This is a genomic window from Dermacoccus sp. SAI-028 (assembly GCF_004346775.1).
GTDB lineage: Bacteria > Actinomycetota > Actinomycetes > Actinomycetales > Dermatophilaceae > Dermacoccus > Dermacoccus nishinomiyaensis.
In genome coordinates this window covers 1,112,090-1,129,984 of sequence record NZ_SMFS01000001.1, presented here as the reverse complement: position 1 = coordinate 1,129,984, position 17,895 = coordinate 1,112,090, and the positions used below count along the sequence as shown (strand labels likewise).

The window sequence follows — 17,895 nt, the reverse complement described above, 5'->3', positions numbered from 1 at the left end:
ACCAGCGTATTTGGCGCGCAGCTGATAATTCTTGACCGCGACCTCACATGATCTTTTCGGTATTTGTTCGTAGAGTGTGAACATGTCGACTCTGCGGCAAGACACCATTGCCACCCTGCGAGAGCACCTGCCGAACACGGCCAGCGGGTGCGTCGAGGCCATCATCCGAGAGGTGCCCGGCTACGACCGCGAGTTCGGCGACACACTGCGCGCGAACATCGAGGCGGCCGTCGCGATGGCCCTCGCGGCCTTCCTCGACACCCTCGGTGACGACGGCGACACGACGTCCGCCACGGCCATGCGCACCGGCGCCTACCGCCTCGGCCAGGGCGAGGCGGAAACGGGGCGCTCGAGCGACGCGCTGCTCACGGCCTACCGCGTCGGCGCCCGCGAGGCGTGGACGCACTTCGCCGAACGCGCCGTCGCGCAGGGCGAGTCGGCCGCGAGCATCGCGAGCCTCGCTGCGGGCACGTTCGCGTTCATCGACGAGTTGTCCGTCGAGAGCCTCGCCGGCCACACCGCGGCCATGACGGCCCGCACCCGTGAGCTCGCGCGCCGACGCGACCAGCTGGCGGCGGCATTCGTCGCGGGCGACCAGCCCGACACGCTCGAGCATCTCGCCGAACGGGCTCACTGGAACCCGCCGCGCACCCTCACGGCGCTGGCACTGACGGGCGACGCCCCGGCGGCCGTCGCGAGCGCCGTCGGTGAGAAGGCCCTGTGGTCGCGCACCCCGGACGGCTCGCCGCTCGTGCTCGTGCCCGACCTCCCACCCGGCAACCGCGCGCGCGTCCTCGCTGCCTGCGCTACGACCACAGCAGCCCTCGGGCCGGCGCTCGCCTGGAGCCGCGCCGCCGAATCGGTGACGCGCGCCCGACGCGCGCTGCGATTCGCCCGGGTGAGTGAACCGGCGGACGCCGACACGCTGCTGCCCGAACTGATCCTCGACGCCGACCCGCTCGTCGCGCAGATGCTGCGCGAGCGCGCCCTGGCGCCGCTCGCCGACGTCTCGGAGGCCAAGCGGGCCGTGCTCGCCGAGACGCTGCTCGCCTGGCTGCTGCACCACGGACGCCGCGAGGAGGTCGCCGAGGCCCTCCACGTCCACCCCCAGACGGTGCGCTACCGCCTGGGCACCCTGCGCGAACACTACGGTGACACGCTCACCGACGCCCGCACCGGCCTGGAGCTGACGCTCGGGCTGATCGCCGACCGATCGAGGAGCCCGCAGTGAACACCCCCGCAACCGACCGTCCGCAACCCGCAGCAGCCCAACCGACGAACGCCGACGACACGAACCCCGACGCCATGACCCTCGACCCGATGATCCATGAACCCACACGGTCGGCTCTGCCTGACGGGCACGGCGAGTCCACTGGGCACGGCGAACATGGTGAGCACCCCGCGGGCGAGGCCCTGGCGGTGGCGATGAAACCCCTGCTGCGCGGGTGGCTGCACCTCGTCCTCGCGCCCCTGTGCCTCATCGGTTGTCTCGTGCTCGCCCTGCTCGCCGACACGACCCCGGCGCGCGTCGGGGCGCTCGTCCTCGGTGCTACGGCGACGATGCTGTTCGGCACGTCGGCGCTGTATCACCGCCGATACTGGAGCCCGCGCGCCGACACGATCCTGCGCCGCCTCGACCACTCGAACATCTACCTCATCATCGCCGGCACGTACACGCCGTTCGCGCTGACACTGCTCGCGGGCCGGCAACGGGTGAGTCTGCTCGTCATCGTGTGGGTCGGCGCGCTGCTCGGCGTCGCTTTCCGCACGTCCTGGGTGCATGCGCCGCGTTGGCTCTACACGCCGATCTACGTCGCGCTCGGCTGGGTCGCGATCTTCTACGCCGGGCCGTTGCACGCCGCGGGCGGCACCCTCGTCATGACGCTCATCGCCGCGGGCGGCATCCTCTACACCCTCGGGGCCGTCGTCTACGGCTTCAAACGCCCTGATCCGTGGCCGCGAGTGTTCGGCTTCCACGAGATCTTCCACGCCTGCACCGTCGCCGCGTTCATCGCCCACTTCATCGCGGCGGCCATCGTCCTCACGCGCTGACGGCGGCCTCCCCGCGTGCCTTGCCCGCCCGGCCGTCGGCGCGGGCCACAGGATCGCCACCGTGGGCCTCGCCTCCGCCACGCGAGCACCGACCAGCGCAAGTCGTCCCGTCAGGCGGTGTCGCCGGCTGCCTGCGCGCCGTCCCCGAGGAGTTGCTCGCTCGCGCGTCGGATGTGCGCGTCGAGCAGATCGGCGGCGCGTGAGCCGTCGCCGTCCGCGAGCGCCGCGGCGATGGCCTCGTGCTCCTCGCGCAACCGCGCGCGCACAGCCGGCCAGTCGTCGACGTGGTTCATGCCGTGACGGATGGGGCTGCGCATGGATTCGCGGATGGCGACGGTGAGGTCGGTGGCGAGCGCGTTGCCCGCGGCCCGCGCGATGGCGACGTGGAAATGGGTGTCGCACGCGTTGAAGACATCGGGCGGCAGGTCGTCGTCACGCATCGCGGTGATCAGGTCGGCGAGGCGCGCATGGTCGGCGTCGGTCGCGTTGCGCGCGGCCAGCCGCGCCGACAGGCCCTCGAGGCTGCAGCGCACGTCGACGACGTCGAGGAGGCTGAACTGCGCGAGCGCCACGTGCATGCGCAAGAACCGGTTGAGCGCCTCCGTCGGCACGGCCGTGATGACGGTGCCGCCGGCCGCACCGGCTCCGACGCGCGAGTCGACGACCCCGATGGCGTGCAAGGCGCGCACGCCCTCACGCACCACGGCACGGCTGACGGCGAGTTGCGCGGCGAGGTCACGCTCGGCGGGCAGCACGTCGCCGACACGCAGACGGCCCGAGACGATGCCGTCCTCGACCCACTGCACGACACCCTCGTAGGCACGCCCCGATCGTGACGCGACCGGGTTGGCACCCTGCGCGCCAGCCGGAGTCTCGACCTGGACGGGCGTCGCGTCCGGCGCGGGGGCCGGTTCCGACGCCGGCTGCCCCGGGTTCGACAGACCGGATTCCTCGGCTGCGGGCGGCGGGCCCGGTTCGGGCGAGGCGGGCGCGCAGGGGTGGGTCATGGGCGGCATGCTACGCGGCCTCGACTTCTTGACCGTCGGGGGTCATGCTTCTAGAGTGAGATGCAGCACATTGGTCAGACCATTAAGGATGCCGTCGTGACGATCGCCCCCACCCGCCCACGCGTCGCGATCTTCGCGACCTGCTTCAACGACACGATGTTTCCCAAGGCGCCGATCGCGACGGTGAAGCTCCTACGCCGCCTCGGGGTCGACGTCGAGTTCCCCACCGAGCAGACCTGCTGCGGCCAGATGTTCACCAACACCGGGTACGCGAACGACGCTAAGGGCCTCGTGCGCGGGTTCGTCGACACGTTCGACGCGTTCGACTACGTCGTCGCCCCCTCCGGCTCCTGCACCGGATCCGTCCGCGAGCAGCACGAGATGATCGCCGAGCGGGTCGGCGACCAGGGCCTCGCCCGCGAGGTCGACGCGCTCGCCCCGCGGGTGCTCGAACTGTCCGAATTCCTCGTCGACGTGCTCGGCGTCACCGACGTCGGCGCCTACTTCCCGCACCGCATCACCTACCACCCCACCTGCCACAGCTTGCGCATGCTCGGCGTCGGCGACCGTCCGCTGCAGCTGCTGCGCGCGGTCGCCGGTGCCGACCTGCGCGAGTTGCCCGCCGCCGAGCAGTGCTGCGGTTTCGGGGGCACGTTCAGCGTCAAGAACCCCGACGTCTCCGTCGCCATGGGAAACGACAAGGCGCGCCACGTCGTCGAGACGGGCGCGGAGTACGTCGTCGCCGGCGACAACTCGTGCCTCGCCCACATCGGCGGTCTGCTGCACCGCGGACGCACCGGCGTCAAGACCATCCACCTCGCCGAAGTGCTCGCCTCGACCGAACAGGACCCCGCATGAGCTGCCAGCCCCGCACCGCCGCCGACGCGGGTCTGCCCGTCGGCACGACGACCGCGACGTTCGTCGGGATGCCGGCCTTCCCGCACGAGGCGAAGCACGCCCTCGACGACGCCCAACTGCGCGCCAACCTGCGTCACGCGACCGGCACGATCCGCGCCAAGCGCGCCGAGGTCGTCGGCGAGGTCGACGACTGGCAGCAACTGCGCACGCGCGGCGCCGCCGTCAAGGACGACGTGCTCGCCGACCTCGACACGCTGCTCGTCACGCTCGAGGAGTCGCTGACGCGCGCCGGCGCGACGGTCCACTGGGCGCGTGACGCCGAGGAGGCCAACCGCATCGTCGTCGACCTCGTCAAGGCGACAGGCACGCAGGAAGTCGTCAAGGTCAAGTCGATGGCGACGCAGGAGATCGAGCTCAACGAGGCCCTCGAAGCCGCGGGCATCGACGCGTGGGAGACCGACCTCGCCGAGCTCATCGTCCAGCTCGGCCACGACCGCCCGTCGCACATCCTCGTGCCCGCGATCCACAAGAACCGCAGCGAGATCCGCGACATCTTCCGCACCGAGATGGGCGAGGTCGGCCGCCCGGCCCCCGAGAACCTGAGCGACGATCCCGCCGCGCTCGCCGACGCTGCCCGTCGTCACCTGCGCGAGAAGTTCCTGCGCGCCAAGGTCGGGATCTCGGGCGCCAACTTCGCCGTCGCGGAGACGGGCACGCTCGCCGTCGTCGAGTCCGAGGGCAACGGACGCATGTGCCTGACGCTGCCGGAGACGCTCATCTCCGTCGTCGGCATCGAGAAGGTGCTGCCGACGTGGGACGACCTCGCCGTCATGCTCGAACTGCTGCCACGTTCGTCGACCGGTGAGCGCATGAATCCCTACACGTCGATGTGGACGGGGTCGAGCGAGGCCGACGGCCCGCAGGACGTCCACGTCGTGCTCGTCGACAACGGCCGCACGCGCGTGTTGTCGGACACCGTCGGGCGCGAGGCGCTGCGCTGCATCCGCTGCTCGGCGTGCCTCAACGTCTGCCCCGTCTACGAACGCGTGGGCGGGCACGCCTACACGAGCGTCTACCCCGGACCGATCGGCGCCATCCTCACCCCGCAGATGCGCGGCCTCGACTCCGATCGCGACAAGGCGCTGCCCTTCGCGTCGTCACTGTGCGGCGCGTGCAGCGAGGTGTGCCCCGTCAAGATCGACTTTCCGAAGATCCTCGTCGAACTGCGCACGCAGGTCGTCGAGAAGAAGCGCGCCGCCTCGCGCGTCCCGAGCTTCGAGCGCACCGCCATCGCGGGCGCCGAATGGGCGCTCGCCTCCGGCAAGCGCATGGGGCGTCTGCAGACGCTCGCGACGGTGGCCGGCAAGGTCTTCAAGCGTGAGGACGTCTCCTACCTCGGCGCGATTCCCGGGCCCCTCGCGCCGTGGAGCGCAGCGCGTGACATCCCCGCTCCCCCGACCGAGACGTTCCGCGAGTGGTTCGCGCGCACCGACGGCGGCCGGCTCGACGAGAGCGGCCAGGCCGCAGCGGGGTCGCGTCCGAACCGCGCCGGAGTCGACGTCGAGGGCCACTACGGCACGAGCGCCCGCGACGCCGGGCTCCCCCACCCCACCAGCGACAGCGAGGACGAGGCATGAGCAGCGCACGCGAGGAGATCCTGCAGCGCATCCGGACGGCCAACGCGAACGCCGGGGTGACGAGCACGTCGTCGCAGCGGGCCGATTCGGCGACGACGCAGCGGGATTCGTCGTCGGGCAGCGCCGGCGCCCAGGCGACGTCACTTGATGCGGACGGTTCGCGCGCTGCGGCCGACGCCACCCCCGCGGCGGGGTCGCCCGACCTCGTCGACCTGTTCGTCGAGCGCACCGAGGACTACAAGGCGGTCGTCGAACGTGCCTCGGCAGCTGACGCCGGCGCGCGTGTCGCCGCGGCGCTCGAGGGCGCGAACGGCGTCCTGCTGCCGGCCGGGCTGCCCGAGGCAGTCGTCGGCGCGGTCGATGCGTCGATGGCGCGCGAAGACCCGGGCACGCCCGACGGTCTCGACGCCATCGAGGCGGTCGTCACGACGTGTGCCGCGGCCATCGCCGAGACGGGCACGATCGTCCTCGATCACACTGCGGGGCAGGGGCGTCGTGCGCTGACGCTCGTGCCCGATCTGCACGTCTGTCTCGTGCGGGCCGACCAGATCCACGCGGACGTGCCGGCCGCCGTCGGCGCCCTGCGCGCGAGCGTCGAGGCGGGGCATCCGCTGACGTGGATCTCCGGTCCGAGCGCGACGAGCGACATCGAGCTCGATCGCGTCGAAGGGGTGCACGGCCCGCGGCGCCTGCACGTCATCGTCACGACTGACTGACCTCGACGGACGACGCCGCGTCTCGGGTGGAATCACCACTCGCGGCGTGGCTTTCGCGCGTCATGCGGCGTTTCGTTCGGACGTGGCGCACGCCTTCGAGCAGCGACGCGACCGCCATCGCGAGCCCCATGCCGGTGAGGATGCCCGCGAGGTGGTTGTCGCCGAACGCACGGCCGCCGATGTAGCCGATGAGGCAACCGTGCAGGGCCCACAGCAGCGTCGCGAGCAGGTCGTACGGCGTGAACTGCCGCAGGAGCGGGTAGCGTGCAGCGCCGAGCGACATCGTGCCGACGCTGCGTCCGCCCGGGATGAAGCGCACGACGAGCAACGCCCACGACCCTCGTTCGTGCAGCACGCGCGAGACCTTCTCGAACGTGCGAGCACGCCGCGAACCGTGCGCCCCGAGCGAGCGCGCACCGACGACCCGGCCGATGCCGTAGGAGAGGTGATCGCCCAGTGCCGCCCCCAGCGTGGCCACGAGCACGACGAGCACGAGCTGCGGCCCGTTCGGATCGGACGCGGCGTACACCCCGGCGAGGATGAGCGGGGCTTCGCTGGGAAAAACAGGCACGAACGCATCGAGCGTGCACAGGCCGAAGAGCGCCGGGTAGATCCACCACGACGTCATGAGGTGTTCGAGCGGCGCGAGCACGGCATCGAGCATTCCAGAACGCTAGCCGCGCGACGTGGCCCCGACCTGACGCCCAGGTGTCCGGCAGGCGACGCCAGCGCGACCGTCCGGGCCTTCGACGTTCACGCGGACGGACGCTGTCGGCGCACCGCCCGGGCGGACCTCAGGCCCAGACGGAGCATCCGAGCTCAGAGCCCGAGGAAGTTTTCCAGGCCCACCGTGAGCCCCGGGGTCGTGACGACGCCGCGCACGCCCGTCAGCACGCCCGGCATGAAGCTCACGCGCTCGAAGCTGTCGTGACGGATCGTCAGGGCCTCACCCTCGGCGCCGAACTGCACCTCCTGGTGCGCGACGCGCCCGCGCATGCGGATCGCGTGCACCGGGATGCCGTCGACGCGGGCGCCGCGCGCGCCGTCGGGGTCGGATTCCGTCGCGTCTGGCACCGGCCCCAGCCCCGCCTGCTCACGTGCCTCGGCGATGGCGCGCGCCGTGTGCGCGGCCGTGCCGGACGGCGCGTCGACCTTGTTCGGGTGGTGGATCTCGACGACCTCGACGCTCTCGTAGAACTTCGCCGCCTCGCGGGCGAACTTCATCATGAGCAGCGCACCGATCGAGAAGTTCGGCGCGATGAGCACACCGACGCCGGGCGCCGCGTCGAGCTGCGCCCGCAGCGTCGCGAGCTTCGCGTCGTCCCACCCCGTCGTGCCGACGACGACGCTGACGCCGCGCTCGATGCACTGCGCGACGTTCGTCGGGGACGAGGCGGGCACCGTCAGCTCGATCGCGACGTCGGCACCCCCGAGGTCGCCCAGGTCGTCCCCGGCGTCGAAGCCACCGACGAACGTCATGTCGTCCGCGGCCTCGACGGCCTTGACCGCCTCGCTGCCCATGCGCCCGGCGGCACCGATGACTGCAACCTTGATCGTCTCGCTCATGGACGCGACCCTATCGACGAAGGTGCGCCACGCGCGTCAGGATCCGAATGCCGAGTGGCTGCCACGTGTCGAGACGCTTCGACTCACCGTCACCCTCGATGCGGATGTCGCTGACGACCCGCGTGTGCGGGTGCTCGAGGTCGCCGTCGCGGATCTCGCCGGTCAGCCAGCGGAAGTCGAGACCGTCGCCCGTCACCTCGACGACTGCGAGGTTGTTGTCGAACCACGGCCCGTGCGTCGTGCGCCAGCGGAACGACGGCGTGCGCACGCTCGTGCGCTCGACGACGGCGCGCAGCGGGAACGCGAGGCCCTTGCCGATCATCGCCTGCAGCGCGCGCACGTGGCGCGGCAGCGGGTTACGGATCGGCGAGCAGACGGCCTGGAAGATGCGCGACGTCAGCTCCTCGCCGCCGTTGACCTCCGACAGGAACGAGTTGTGGATGTCGCCCGACAGGAACGTGATCGTCCTCGGCGCTCGGCCACGCTCACCACGCGCGACCTCGAACAGCATGTCGCTGACCTTGAAGAACGTGTCGCTGAACGCCGCCCAGTGCTCGAGGTCGACGACCTGACGCAGCTTCTCCCCCAAGAACGCCGCCGGACGGCCCCACGTCCCCTCGGCCGCGGCCTCGTCGAGCGCCTCGAGCATGTGCAGGCCCTCGGGCATGAAGAACGGCAGCGAGGTGCCGATGAACAGGTGCTCGACGTCGCCGCGCAACTCGTCATCGAGCCAGCGCAGTTCGTCCGCGTCGAGCATCGCGCGGTGATCGGGACGTAGGTCGCGCGCCGCCCGCGAGTCGACGACGATGAGCTTCGACTCGCCCAGATCACGGGTGTAGGAGAAGCGGTACGTCGTCGGGTCCTCGTCAACCCGCTCGGCAAACGCGTCGACGGCGGCGGTGATGTCGAGCTCGTCGTCCCCGGTGTGCGACGTGATGAGCTGCCACAGCTCGTCATCGGCGAGCGCCTCGGGCGAGAGGTTGCCACAGTGCTGATAGACCCAGTACGACCCGAGTGCGCCGACGATGCGCTCGTGCCACCAGGGCGTCGCGTTCATCTTCTCGTGCCACGTCTGCGACGTGTTCCAGTCGTCACGCACGTCGTGGTCGTCGAAGATCATCGCGCTCGGCAGCGTCGACAGCAGCCACCTCACCGCCGGTTCGCTGTAGGCGAGGCGGTACAGGTGCGCGTACTCGACGTAGTCCTTGAGCTCCTCGCCGGGCGGCGCGTCGAGCCCGCGGCGCGCCTCGATGTACTCCTGCATCGCCTCCGACGTCTCGTCGGCGTAGACCTGGTCGCCGAGCAGCACGACGAGGTCGGGCCACCGCTCGTCGTGAGGGTCGCGGGCGATCTCGTGCGCGACGGCGCGCAGCGAGTCGATGCCGTTCTTGCGGTTGCTCTTCGCATCGTGCGGTTCGCTCGTGCGGCAGCTGCCGAACGCCATCTTCGTGGGGCGTGAGTGCAGCAGCGTCTTGAAGAACGGGTCGGGGAACGGCGAGTCCGCCAGGGGCCACGCCTGTTCGCCGTTCACCTCGACGCGGTAGCCGTACGTCTGCCCCGGCTCGAGACCGTCCAGGATCACGAGGGCGTAGTGATGCCCGTGTGCGCCGAACGTGCGCGCGCTCCAGCGCCCACCGTCGGTGATGACGGCGACCTCCCCGGCGTCGCGGGTCTCGACCCACATCGACGCTTCGCATTCGCTGGTGTAGCGCACCATCGGCCCCAGGACGATCGGCTCGTCGCTGGTCTGCATCACCGTGTCATTCTTGTTCGTCACCATGGTCTGCTCCCCCATCATTCGCTCCCGTCCGCGCTGCTGCGATCCTCGTTCTCGGCGTTCAGGCCCCACATGCCGCTCGGGCGCATCGGGTGGCGAGTCTGCAACCAGTCGTCGTGAGCCCGCACCGCATCCTTCCACCGCACGTCGAGATCCGAGGGCTGATCGGCGAGACCGTCGCCGTCCTTGTCGAAGACGACGTCGATGGATTCGTAGTTCTTGAACCGTTGCATCTGCGCCTGCCCCGCGTACGCCTGCTGGTCGGCGAGCGTCAGGTCGACGTCGTCGGTGAACTGTGTCATGAGGGAACGCGGGTACAGATGCTTGTGCAGCACGACGTTGATCTCGGTGCCGATGACGAACGACAACGACATGAGGTAACTGGCGAGAAGCAGCGTCAGGATGCCGCCATAGGTGCCGTAGGTGCCTGTCGAACGGGCCCCGAAGATGTTCGTGAAGGTCGTGCTGTTCGCGACGAAGAACTGCCAGGCGAAACTGATGAAGAACGCGCCCGGCGCGAGACGCCCCCAGCCCTCGCCGCGCGCGTTCGTCATCTTCATGAGCAGCAGGAAGATGCCCGTGCCGAACACGACGTTGAGCAACCACGCCCAGCTCTGCAACGGCTTCCACAGCGTCGGCAGGATGCCGATGGCGATGAGCGCCGCCCCGAGGAACATGATGATGGCGCCACTGCGCACGCGCATGAGGATCGGGTTCGGGCGGCTGTTGCGCGGCACCGCCCAGCAGTGGTTGCTCGTGTGCTGGATCGCCTGCGCCACGCCGAGGCCACCGTAGAGCGCCACGATCGCGCCGATGACGATGGCCGACACGCTGCCCGTCAGCGACTCGATCGACGCGGAGTGCAGCGACGGCCCGAGCACCGGGATCTGCGCGAGCACCGAGTCGAGGATCTGCTGACGCAACCGGTCGTCACCGTCGATGACGAAGCCGAGAACCGACTGCAGCAACAGCAGGAGCGGAAAGATCGACAGGAACCCGTAGTACGTGATCAGCGCCGCGAGGTAGGCGCCCTGGTCGTCGACGAACTTGTAGATGACACCGATCGGGTAGCCCAGCGCCGGATGTCGACGCTGGAACCCGTCGGCACGCTCCACTGAGTTCACCTGCGCATCATCCCATGCGCCCCACACGGGTGAGATGACGAACCCGCCCCCGAGCCGCGGGTCGCGGATCGGGGGCGGGTTCGTCGGACGGAGCAGCTCACCTCAACGGTGGGCGCGCTCCCTCACGTGAGCGGCTCAGGCGTCCTCGGACGTCGCGGATGCCGCCTGGTCGTCGTCACCGGCGTCGACGAGCTGGTCGGACGCGGCGTCACCGCGGCCCTCGGCAGCGTCGTTGCCGCGGCCACGGCCACGGCCGCCACGACGACGCTGACGCGGCTTGCGCTCGCCGTCCTCATCGCTCGCGTGACCGGAGTCCATGTGGCCCGCAGCGTCGGCGATCTTCGCGGCGGCGTCAGCGCTGTCGGCGTCGACGTCGGCCGGAGCGGCCGGCGTCGTCTCGTTCGGCGCCTCGGGCGCGTCGTCGGCCTTGGCCTCCTCGACGACACCGAGCGACAGCTTGCCGCGCGGGTCGATCTCCTTGAGCTCGACCTGGACCTTCCGGCCGATCTTGAGGACGTCCTCGACGGCGTCGATGCGCTTGCCGCCGATGAGCTTGCGCACCTCGGAGATGTGCAGCAGGCCGTCCTTGCCCGGCAGGAGCGAGACGAACGCGCCGAACGTCGTCGTCTTGACGACGGTGCCGAGGAAGCGCTCGCCGACCTCCGGCATCTGCGGGTTCGCGATGGCGTTGACGGCGTTGCGCGCAGCCTCGGCGCTCGGGCCGTCCGTCGCACCGATGTAGACCGTGCCGTCGTCCTCGATCGACAGGTCGGCGCCGGTGTCCTCCTGGATCTGGTTGATCATCTTGCCCTTCGGGCCGATGACCTCACCGATCTTGTCGACGGGGATCTTGACGGCGAGCACGCGCGGAGCGAACGGCGACATCTCGTCGGGAGCGTCGATTGCCTCGTTCATGACGTCGAGGATGTGCAGACGCGCGTCGCGGGCCTGCGTCAGCGCGCCGGCGAGCACCTGCGCGGGGATGCCGTCGAGCTTCGTGTCGAGCTGGATGGCCGTGACGAACTCGCGCGTACCGGCGACCTTGAAGTCCATGTCGCCGAACGCGTCCTCGGCGCCGAGGATGTCGGTGAGCGCGGCGTACTGCGTCTCACCGTCGATCTCGGCGGAGACGAGACCCATCGCGATACCGGCGACGGGCGCGCGCAGCGGCACACCGGCGTTGAGCAGCGACAGCGTCGAGGCGCAGACCGAACCCATCGACGTCGAACCGTTCGAGCCGAGTGCCTCGGAGACCTGACGGATGGCGTACGGGAACTCCTCACGCGTCGGCAGCACCGGCATGAGCGCACGCTCGGCGAGCGCGCCGTGGCCGATCTCGCGACGCTTCGGCGAACCGACGCGACCCGTCTCACCCGTCGAGAACGGCGGGAAGTTGTAGTGGTGCATGTAACGCTTGCGCGTTCTCGGCGACAGCGAGTCGATCTGCTGCTCCATGCGCAGCATGTTGAGCGTCGTGACGCCCATGATCTGCGTCTCGCCGCGCTCGAAGATCGCGGAACCGTGCACGCGCGGCAGCACCTCGACCTCGGCCGAGAGCGCGCGGATGTCGGCGAGGCCACGGCCGTCGATGCGGACCTTGTCGCGCAGGATGCGCTCGCGCACGAGCTGCTTCTGCAGCGAGCGGAACGCGGCGGAGACCTCGGACTCGCGGCCCTCGAACGGCTTGCCCTCGCCGGCCAGCTCGGCCTTGAGCGCGTCCTTGATCTCGTCGAGCTTGCTCTCGCGCTCGGCCTTGCCCGCGATCGTCATCGCGGCGGCCGTCTGGTCGGTGCCGTCCTTCGCGACGGCCTCGTACACGTCGTCCTGGTAGTCGAGGAAGACCGGGAAGTCCTGGACCTCCTTGGCCGCCTGCTTCGCGAGCTCCATCTGGGCCTCGCACAGGACGCGGATGAACTTCTTCGCGGCCTCGAGGCCCTCGGCGACGACCTCTTCGGTCGGGGCCTGTGTGCCGTTCTTCACGAGGTTCCACGTCGACTCCGTCGACTCCGCCTCGACCATCATGATGGCGACATCATCACCCACGATGCGGCCGGCGACGACCATGTCGAACGCCGAGCGCTCGATGTCGGAGAAGTTCGGGAAGGCGACCCACTGGCCGTCGATGAGGGAGACGCGGACGCCACCGATCGGGCCCGTGAACGGCAGACCGGAGATCTGCGTCGACGCGGACGCACCGTTGATCGCGAGGACGTCGTACTGCACGTCCGGGTTCTGCGCGAGCACGGTGATGACGACCTGGACCTCGTTGCGCAGACCCTTCTTGAAGGCCGGGCGCAGCGGGCGGTCGATGAGACGGCAGGTGAGGATGGCGTCCGTCGAGGGGCGACCCTCGCGGCGGAAGAACGAGCCGGGGATCTTGCCGGCGGCGTAGCTGCGCTCCTCGACATCGACCGTCAGCGGGAAGAAGTCGAAGTGCTCCTTCGGCTGCTTGCTGGCCGTCGTCGTCGACAGCAGGCACGTGTCGTCGTCGAGGTACGCCATGACGGCGCCATTGGCCTGCTTGGCCAGGCGGCCCGTCTCGAAGCGGACGGTGCGGGTGCCGAACGAGCCGTTGTCGATGACGGCTTCGGCGAACTGGATCTCGGGACCCTCCATGTGGGGCCTCCTTCTTGTTTCATCTTCGTCTCGGGACGCGCATCGTCGTTGTGCGCGGCCCGTTTCTTGCTGCTTCGAGGCGACGCGGCGCGTGCCTCGAAAACACCGAGAGGCGGCCACCCTTTCAGGGATGACCGCCACTCGGCGTCAGATCATGGTGATCAATGCGATCAACGGCGCAGGCCGAGACGCTTGATCAGCGAGCGGTAACGCTCGATGTCGACCGACTCGAGGTAACGCAGCATGCGCTTGCGCTGACCGACGAGCAGGAGCAGACCACGACGGCTGTGGTGGTCGTGCTTGTGCGTGCGCGAGTGCTCCGTCAGGTCCTTGATGCGCTGCGTCAGCAGGGCGATCTGAACCTCGGGCGAGCCGGTGTCGCCTTCGGACGTGCCGTACTCGGCGATGATCTTCTTCTTCGTTTCAACGTCCAGGGGCATACCTGACTCCTTTGAACTCTCGCTGCGCGGTGCTCCCAGGCCTGTTCACTGGGGCGCTCTCGATCCGCGGCCGGTCTACGGCTTCGTTCAGGCTATCAGCGGCAGGAGGTGGCGGCCTAATCGACGAACTCGCCCCGGGCCTCGAACGCGGCCCGGCGCGACGCGCGTCGCAGCGCCGTCATCACGGGCCGGCCGACGGCCAGGACGAGGGCGACGTTCGTGATGACGCGCCCCAGATCCCAGCCCAGCGACGTGGCGAGGCTGAACGCGACGAAGTGCGCGAGGTTTGTCGCAAGCTGCGCCCCGGGACGGGGCTGATGCCGGGGTCGCCGGTCGTCGAGAACGGCCAGAACGACATGTTGAGGACGAAGCCGTACGCGAGTGACGCGAACGCCGTGTAGCCGCACAGCAGCGCGAGCTCGGCGGGCCAGCGCAGCCCGCGCCGCCACGGCAACAGGCCGGCACCGAGCGCGACCCAGCTCGCACCGAGCATCTGGTAAGGCAGCCACGGGCCGATGCCGGCCGTCAGGATCGCCGAGGCGAACATGCTCGTCGCGCCGAGCGCGAAACCGAACCCCGCGCCCGCCTCAGGCGCCCCGACGTGCGATGGCATCCCACACAGCGCGCCCGATGGGTGCCGCCACGCGTCCGCCCTCGCCGCCCTGGTCGACGCGCACGACGACGACGTAGCGGTGCCCCGCGACTGGCTCGGGCATGTAAGAGGCGAACCACGCGGTCGCCTGCTTGCCGTACACCTCGGCGGTGCCGGTCTTGCCGCTGATCGGGAAGCGGGCGAGGTCGAACCCGGCGAAGGCGTCCGACGCCGTCCCCGAGCGCAGGACGCGGGCGAGACCGTCGCGCTCGACGGCCAGCATCGCGGGGTCGAGGTGCAGGCTCGTGGTCTCCGTCTGCGCGGACGTCGCGTTGGGCACGAGCGTCGGCGTCACGCGTGTGCCGCCCGTCGCCACCGCGGCGTACGTCGCCGCCATCTGCAGTGGCGTTGCGCTGACGTCGCCTTGACCGATCGCGAGGTTGACCGCGTCACCGGCGTGCAGCACGTACCCGCTCGTGCAGTTCTCCTGCGCCACCTGCTTCAGGTAAGCCGCCCGCGCCTTGTCCGTGACCTCGGGGTAGCCGCGCTTCGCGCGCTCGCAGCTCCGGGCGCGCGTCGCCTCCCAGTCGCGTCGCTTCTGCGCCCGGTCGGTGACGGCGCCGCTCGCCTCGCCGGGCAGGTCGACGCCGGTGCGGGCACCGAAGCCGAACGTGCGGGCGGCTGCGGCGAACGCGTCGGGTGCGTCGACGGAGGCTTTCGCCCCGCCTGCGTCGAGCCAGCTGCGGTAGGCCCAGCGGTAGAAGACGGTGTCGCAGGAAACCTCGAGGGCCGTCGGGATGTCGATGCGACCGTGCGCCTCCGACTCGAAGTTGGTGAACGTGCGGTTGCCGATGCGCAGCGAACTCGGGCAGTCGTACGTCCCCTTCGGGTCGACACCAGCCGCGGCCGCCCCGAACAGCGACACCGCCTTGAACGTCGACGCCGGCGGCCCTGCCACCGTCACCGCACGGTTCGAGAGCGGGTCGGAGCCGCCGCGCGTCAACGTGTCCCACTCGGCCTGGGTGATGCCGCCGTTCCAGACGCTCGGGTCGTAGGTGGGCTGGTTCGTCAGCGCCGCCACCTGACCCGAATCGGCATCCATGACGACGACGGAACCCGAATCGGCCTTCGACCCGCCCTTACGGGCCGCGGCGATCCCCTTCGTGAGCGCGTCGGCCGCGGACTTCTGCAGCCCGGGGTCGAGGCTCGTGCGCACATCGGCGCCGTTCGTCGGCGCCTCGTCCGCCACGACGCGCTCGGCCTCCCCCGTCGGCGTGATGCTCACGACGCGGCGTCCGTCGCGGCCGCGCAGTTGCGTGTCGTACTGCTGCTCCAGGCCCGCGCGCCCGAGCAGCGCCGTCGTCGCGGGAGCTTCGCGGCCGGCCTCGCGCGCGGCGGTGACGTCGTCCGCCGTCGTCGTCGTGAGATAGCCGAGCACCTGCGCGAGCGAGCTGCCGCTCGGGCCGTACGTGCGTGTGGGGCGGGTCGTCGCCGCGACGCCCGGGTAGCGCTCCGGCTGTTCGAGGATGCCGCTGACGGCCTCCGTCGGGACGTCCGAGGCGATCGGCACGGGCTCGAACGGCTGACCGGAGAAACACACCGGTGCCGGCGCGGCGCCTTTCGTGCCGCAGGTCGCGGTGCGCCGTTCGAGGTCGGCGACGGGGCGGTCGATGGCGTGCGCGACGCGGCTCAGGATGCGATGCGCGTTCTCCGGACGGCGCAGTTGGTCGGGCGTGATCGTCAGCGTCGTCGTGGAGCCGTTGCCGACGAGCACACTGCCGTCCGCGGCAAGGATGCGTCCGCGCACGGCGGGGACGACGACGGCCCGCGTCGTCATCGCATCGGCGGCCGCGCGGCTCGCCCGAGCGTCGACGAGCTGCAGTTGGGCCAGGCGTCCGACGAGCACGATCGCGGCGACGAACGTCAGGACGAGGTAGATCGCGAGGCGCCGTTGGGCCGCCGAGGTGCCACCCGTACCTCGCCGAGAACCGATGCGTTCCGGCAGGAGAAACGGCCCCAGCGTGGCGCGTCGGCCACCCGCGGCACGCGAACCGGTTCGTGGCCGGCTGGCCTGACGGCGGCGCCCGGGCTCGGCATGGCCACGAGAGGCACGTCGCTCCGGCCTCGAGCCGACGCGACGACGGAGCCGCGCGAGCCGCCTCATGCCCGGCCTCGCGCTCGTTCACGCGCAGCCCAGCGGTTCCAGCGCCCGACGACGGCGAGGCCGATGACGCCGCCGACTACCACACGCACGAGCAGCGGCAGGACGGCGACGCCGACGCGTCCGCTCTGGGCCGCGGCGAGCGCGACGAGCGTCAGGTCGTGCACGAGGACGGCGACAGCGGCTAGCGCCGCAGCCGACCAGGCACTCACCGTCGCGGCCACCCGCAGGCGTCGCAGGACGAGCACGGTCGCGATGATCGCCGCCGCATGCGCGACGATGTCGACGCCGCCGGGCGGCAGCACGACGGAGAGCACGAGCCCGGCGAGCAGCCAGCCGAGCGCGGCGAGCGCCCCCGCGTCGAGCACGACACTCACCGCGAGCGGCGCGCCCAGCCACGCCACCCATTGGCCCAGGTGCGGGGGCAGCAGGACGGCGACGACGCCCGCGCCGAGCGTCCACAGAGCCCGCGTCGCGGCGAGCGCGGACGGGCGCGCGAGGATCGTCGCGGGCTCGCGCAGCGGTTCGGGCGCGAAGAGGACGCGCTGTTCGGCGCTCGTCATCGCGACGCCCGCGGGCGCAGCACGCCGACGACGTCGAGGCTGCTGAGGTCGACGGCGGGGCGGACGGTGGCGCTGCGCTCCAGGCGGCCACGGTCGGGGTCGATCGAGGTGACCGTCCCGATGCGCAACCCCGCCGGGTACGGCCGGCCCTGGGGGCTGCCGGCGGTGACGACGCGGGCTCCCTTCGTCGCCGAACCGCCCGCCGCGAGAACGAGACTGACGGATCCCTCGGCGCGCGCGGCCACCCCGTCGGGCGCCGCTCCGCTGACGCGGGCCAGCGTGCCGCCCGGTTCGAGGCGCGCTCCGACGACGCTCGCCGGGTCAGTGATGAGCGTGACCGTCGCGGCGTGCTCGTCGACCGCCGTGACCCGTCCGACGAGCCCGCCGGCCGCGACGACGGCCTGCGCCGTCTCGAGCCCGGCGTCCCGGCCCGCGTCGATCTGGACGCGCCGGGCGTCACCGGCCGCCGTCGCGGGCGTGAACGCGACGACGCGCGCTGTCACGACGTCGCGTCCTGACGCGGCGAACGAGCGCGACAGCTTCGAAGCCTCGTCGACGACGTGGTCGGCGTCGCTGACGGCGGCGGCCCGCGCCTCGGCGCGGATGCGCGCTTCCTTCGCCTCGCGCAACGCGTCGTCGCGGGGGGTCACCCAGCCGGCGATCGCACCGAGCGCACCCGAGGTCAAGTGCTGACCCCGTGCGCGCAGCGCGGGTGAGGCGGTGAGCGCGAGCAGCAGGACGGCGAGCACGGCCACCGCGACGAGTCGGCCGCGGCGGTGCGGGTCG

The 17,895-nt window shown here is 70.9% G+C and carries 16 protein-coding genes; 5 read left to right on the top strand and 11 right to left on the bottom strand.

The window, feature by feature from the left end; translation table 11 throughout:
• Positions 1–82: 82 nt before the first annotated feature.
• Both EDC82_RS05280 and EDC82_RS05275 read left to right on the top strand, forming a co-directional pair.
• Positions 83–1,231, top strand: a complete 1,149-nt coding sequence (locus EDC82_RS05280; RefSeq protein ID WP_062257527.1) for a helix-turn-helix domain-containing protein — start codon at positions 83–85, stop codon at positions 1,229–1,231.
• A complete protein-coding gene (locus EDC82_RS05275; protein ID WP_062257525.1) occupies positions 1,228–2,052 on the top strand; it encodes a hemolysin III family protein in 825 nt (274 codons plus the stop codon). The genes EDC82_RS05280 and EDC82_RS05275 overlap by 4 nt, the downstream gene beginning before the upstream one ends.
• A 110-nt stretch (positions 2,053–2,162) precedes the next feature.
• On the opposite strand, the gene EDC82_RS05270 is transcribed toward EDC82_RS05275, so the two are convergent.
• Positions 2,163–3,059, bottom strand: coding sequence for a FadR/GntR family transcriptional regulator (locus tag EDC82_RS05270; RefSeq protein WP_082740689.1), 897 nt, complete (start codon positions 3,057–3,059; stop codon positions 2,163–2,165).
• A 60-nt stretch (positions 3,060–3,119) separates the two neighbouring features.
• Between EDC82_RS05270 and EDC82_RS05265 the strand changes: the two genes are divergently transcribed.
• Genes EDC82_RS05265 through EDC82_RS05255 form a run of 3 tightly spaced genes read left to right on the top strand, consistent with a single transcriptional unit; the run spans position 3,120 to position 6,270 of the window.
• Positions 3,120–3,917: a (Fe-S)-binding protein gene (locus tag EDC82_RS05265; RefSeq protein ID WP_062257523.1), complete on the top strand. Its 798-nt coding sequence runs from the start codon at positions 3,120–3,122 to the stop codon at positions 3,915–3,917.
• Positions 3,914–5,554 (top strand): LutB/LldF family L-lactate oxidation iron-sulfur protein, encoded by a 1,641-nt coding sequence (locus EDC82_RS05260; protein WP_006946361.1) that lies wholly within the window; start codon positions 3,914–3,916, stop codon positions 5,552–5,554. Before EDC82_RS05265 ends, EDC82_RS05260 begins: the two co-directional genes overlap by 4 nt.
• Entirely contained in the window at positions 5,551–6,270 is a 720-nt protein-coding gene (locus tag EDC82_RS05255) for an LUD domain-containing protein (protein ID WP_006946357.1), read from the top strand. The genes EDC82_RS05260 and EDC82_RS05255 overlap by 4 nt, the downstream gene beginning before the upstream one ends.
• Here the strand turns inward: EDC82_RS05255 and EDC82_RS05250 are convergent.
• The 10 genes from EDC82_RS05250 to mreC form a co-directional block, all read right to left on the bottom strand.
• On the bottom strand, positions 6,257–6,934 hold the full coding sequence (locus EDC82_RS05250; protein ID WP_006946364.1) for a DedA family protein: 678 nt from the start codon (positions 6,932–6,934) through the stop codon (positions 6,257–6,259). The two genes, EDC82_RS05255 and EDC82_RS05250, sit on opposite strands and share 14 nt — an antisense overlap.
• Before the next feature lie 155 nt (positions 6,935–7,089).
• A complete protein-coding gene (gene dapB / locus EDC82_RS05245; RefSeq protein ID WP_006946352.1) occupies positions 7,090–7,836 on the bottom strand; it encodes a 4-hydroxy-tetrahydrodipicolinate reductase in 747 nt (248 codons plus the stop codon).
• Positions 7,837–7,846: 10 nt separating this feature from the next.
• Positions 7,847–9,631 (bottom strand): alkaline phosphatase D family protein, encoded by a 1,785-nt coding sequence (locus tag EDC82_RS05240; RefSeq protein ID WP_235006122.1) that lies wholly within the window; start codon positions 9,629–9,631, stop codon positions 7,847–7,849.
• Complete coding sequence (locus EDC82_RS05235) at positions 9,631–10,737, bottom strand: YihY/virulence factor BrkB family protein (RefSeq protein ID WP_062257533.1); 1,107 nt, start codon at positions 10,735–10,737, stop codon at positions 9,631–9,633. Before EDC82_RS05235 ends, EDC82_RS05240 begins: the two co-directional genes overlap by 1 nt.
• Before the next feature lie 135 nt (positions 10,738–10,872).
• Positions 10,873–13,353, bottom strand: a complete 2,481-nt coding sequence (locus EDC82_RS05230; RefSeq protein ID WP_062257521.1) for a polyribonucleotide nucleotidyltransferase — start codon at positions 13,351–13,353, stop codon at positions 10,873–10,875.
• A gap of 170 nt (positions 13,354–13,523) precedes the next feature.
• Positions 13,524–13,793: a 30S ribosomal protein S15 gene (rpsO, locus tag EDC82_RS05225; protein ID WP_006946370.1), complete on the bottom strand. Its 270-nt coding sequence runs from the start codon at positions 13,791–13,793 to the stop codon at positions 13,524–13,526.
• A gap of 181 nt (positions 13,794–13,974) precedes the next feature.
• Positions 13,975–14,406, bottom strand: a complete 432-nt coding sequence (locus tag EDC82_RS05220; RefSeq protein ID WP_062257519.1) for a hypothetical protein — start codon at positions 14,404–14,406, stop codon at positions 13,975–13,977.
• A complete protein-coding gene (locus EDC82_RS05215) occupies positions 14,381–16,549 on the bottom strand; it encodes a penicillin-binding transpeptidase domain-containing protein (protein ID WP_062257517.1) in 2,169 nt (722 codons plus the stop codon). The genes EDC82_RS05220 and EDC82_RS05215 overlap by 26 nt, the downstream gene beginning before the upstream one ends.
• The gene (locus EDC82_RS05210; RefSeq protein ID WP_062257515.1) at positions 16,546–17,109 is read right to left on the bottom strand and encodes a hypothetical protein; all 564 of its coding nucleotides are present in this window, start codon (positions 17,107–17,109) and stop codon (positions 16,546–16,548) included. The genes EDC82_RS05215 and EDC82_RS05210 overlap by 4 nt, the downstream gene beginning before the upstream one ends.
• The gene (gene mreC, locus EDC82_RS05205; RefSeq protein WP_062257513.1) at positions 17,106–17,864 is read right to left on the bottom strand and encodes a rod shape-determining protein MreC; all 759 of its coding nucleotides are present in this window, start codon (positions 17,862–17,864) and stop codon (positions 17,106–17,108) included. Before mreC ends, EDC82_RS05210 begins: the two co-directional genes overlap by 4 nt.
• Positions 17,865–17,895: the final 31 nt, after the last annotated feature.

What these genes read in the sequence shown, in the direction of transcription:
- EDC82_RS05215 (WP_062257517.1), bottom strand. Translation starts at nt 16,549, where the DNA reads ATGAGGCGGCTCGCGCGGCTCCGTCGTCGCGTCGGCTCGAGGCCGGAG.
- EDC82_RS05220 (WP_062257519.1), bottom strand. Translation starts at nt 14,406, where the DNA reads ATGCCATCGCACGTCGGGGCGCCTGAGGCGGGCGCGGGGTTCGGTTTC.
- rpsO (WP_006946370.1), bottom strand. Translation starts at nt 13,793, where the DNA reads ATGCCCCTGGACGTTGAAACGAAGAAGAAGATCATCGCCGAGTACGGC.
- EDC82_RS05270 (WP_082740689.1), bottom strand. Translation starts at nt 3,059, where the DNA reads ATGACCCACCCCTGCGCGCCCGCCTCGCCCGAACCGGGCCCGCCGCCC.
- EDC82_RS05265 (WP_062257523.1), top strand. Translation starts at nt 3,120, where the DNA reads ATGCAGCACATTGGTCAGACCATTAAGGATGCCGTCGTGACGATCGCC.
- EDC82_RS05250 (WP_006946364.1), bottom strand. Translation starts at nt 6,934, where the DNA reads ATGCTCGATGCCGTGCTCGCGCCGCTCGAACACCTCATGACGTCGTGG.
- EDC82_RS05255 (WP_006946357.1), top strand. Translation starts at nt 5,551, where the DNA reads ATGAGCAGCGCACGCGAGGAGATCCTGCAGCGCATCCGGACGGCCAAC.
- dapB (WP_006946352.1), bottom strand. Translation starts at nt 7,836, where the DNA reads ATGAGCGAGACGATCAAGGTTGCAGTCATCGGTGCCGCCGGGCGCATG.
- EDC82_RS05210 (WP_062257515.1), bottom strand. Translation starts at nt 17,109, where the DNA reads ATGACGAGCGCCGAACAGCGCGTCCTCTTCGCGCCCGAACCGCTGCGC.
- EDC82_RS05240 (WP_235006122.1), bottom strand. Translation starts at nt 9,631, where the DNA reads ATGGGGGAGCAGACCATGGTGACGAACAAGAATGACACGGTGATGCAG.
- EDC82_RS05280 (WP_062257527.1), top strand. Translation starts at nt 83, where the DNA reads ATGTCGACTCTGCGGCAAGACACCATTGCCACCCTGCGAGAGCACCTG.
- EDC82_RS05230 (WP_062257521.1), bottom strand. Translation starts at nt 13,353, where the DNA reads ATGGAGGGTCCCGAGATCCAGTTCGCCGAAGCCGTCATCGACAACGGC.
- EDC82_RS05260 (WP_006946361.1), top strand. Translation starts at nt 3,914, where the DNA reads ATGAGCTGCCAGCCCCGCACCGCCGCCGACGCGGGTCTGCCCGTCGGC.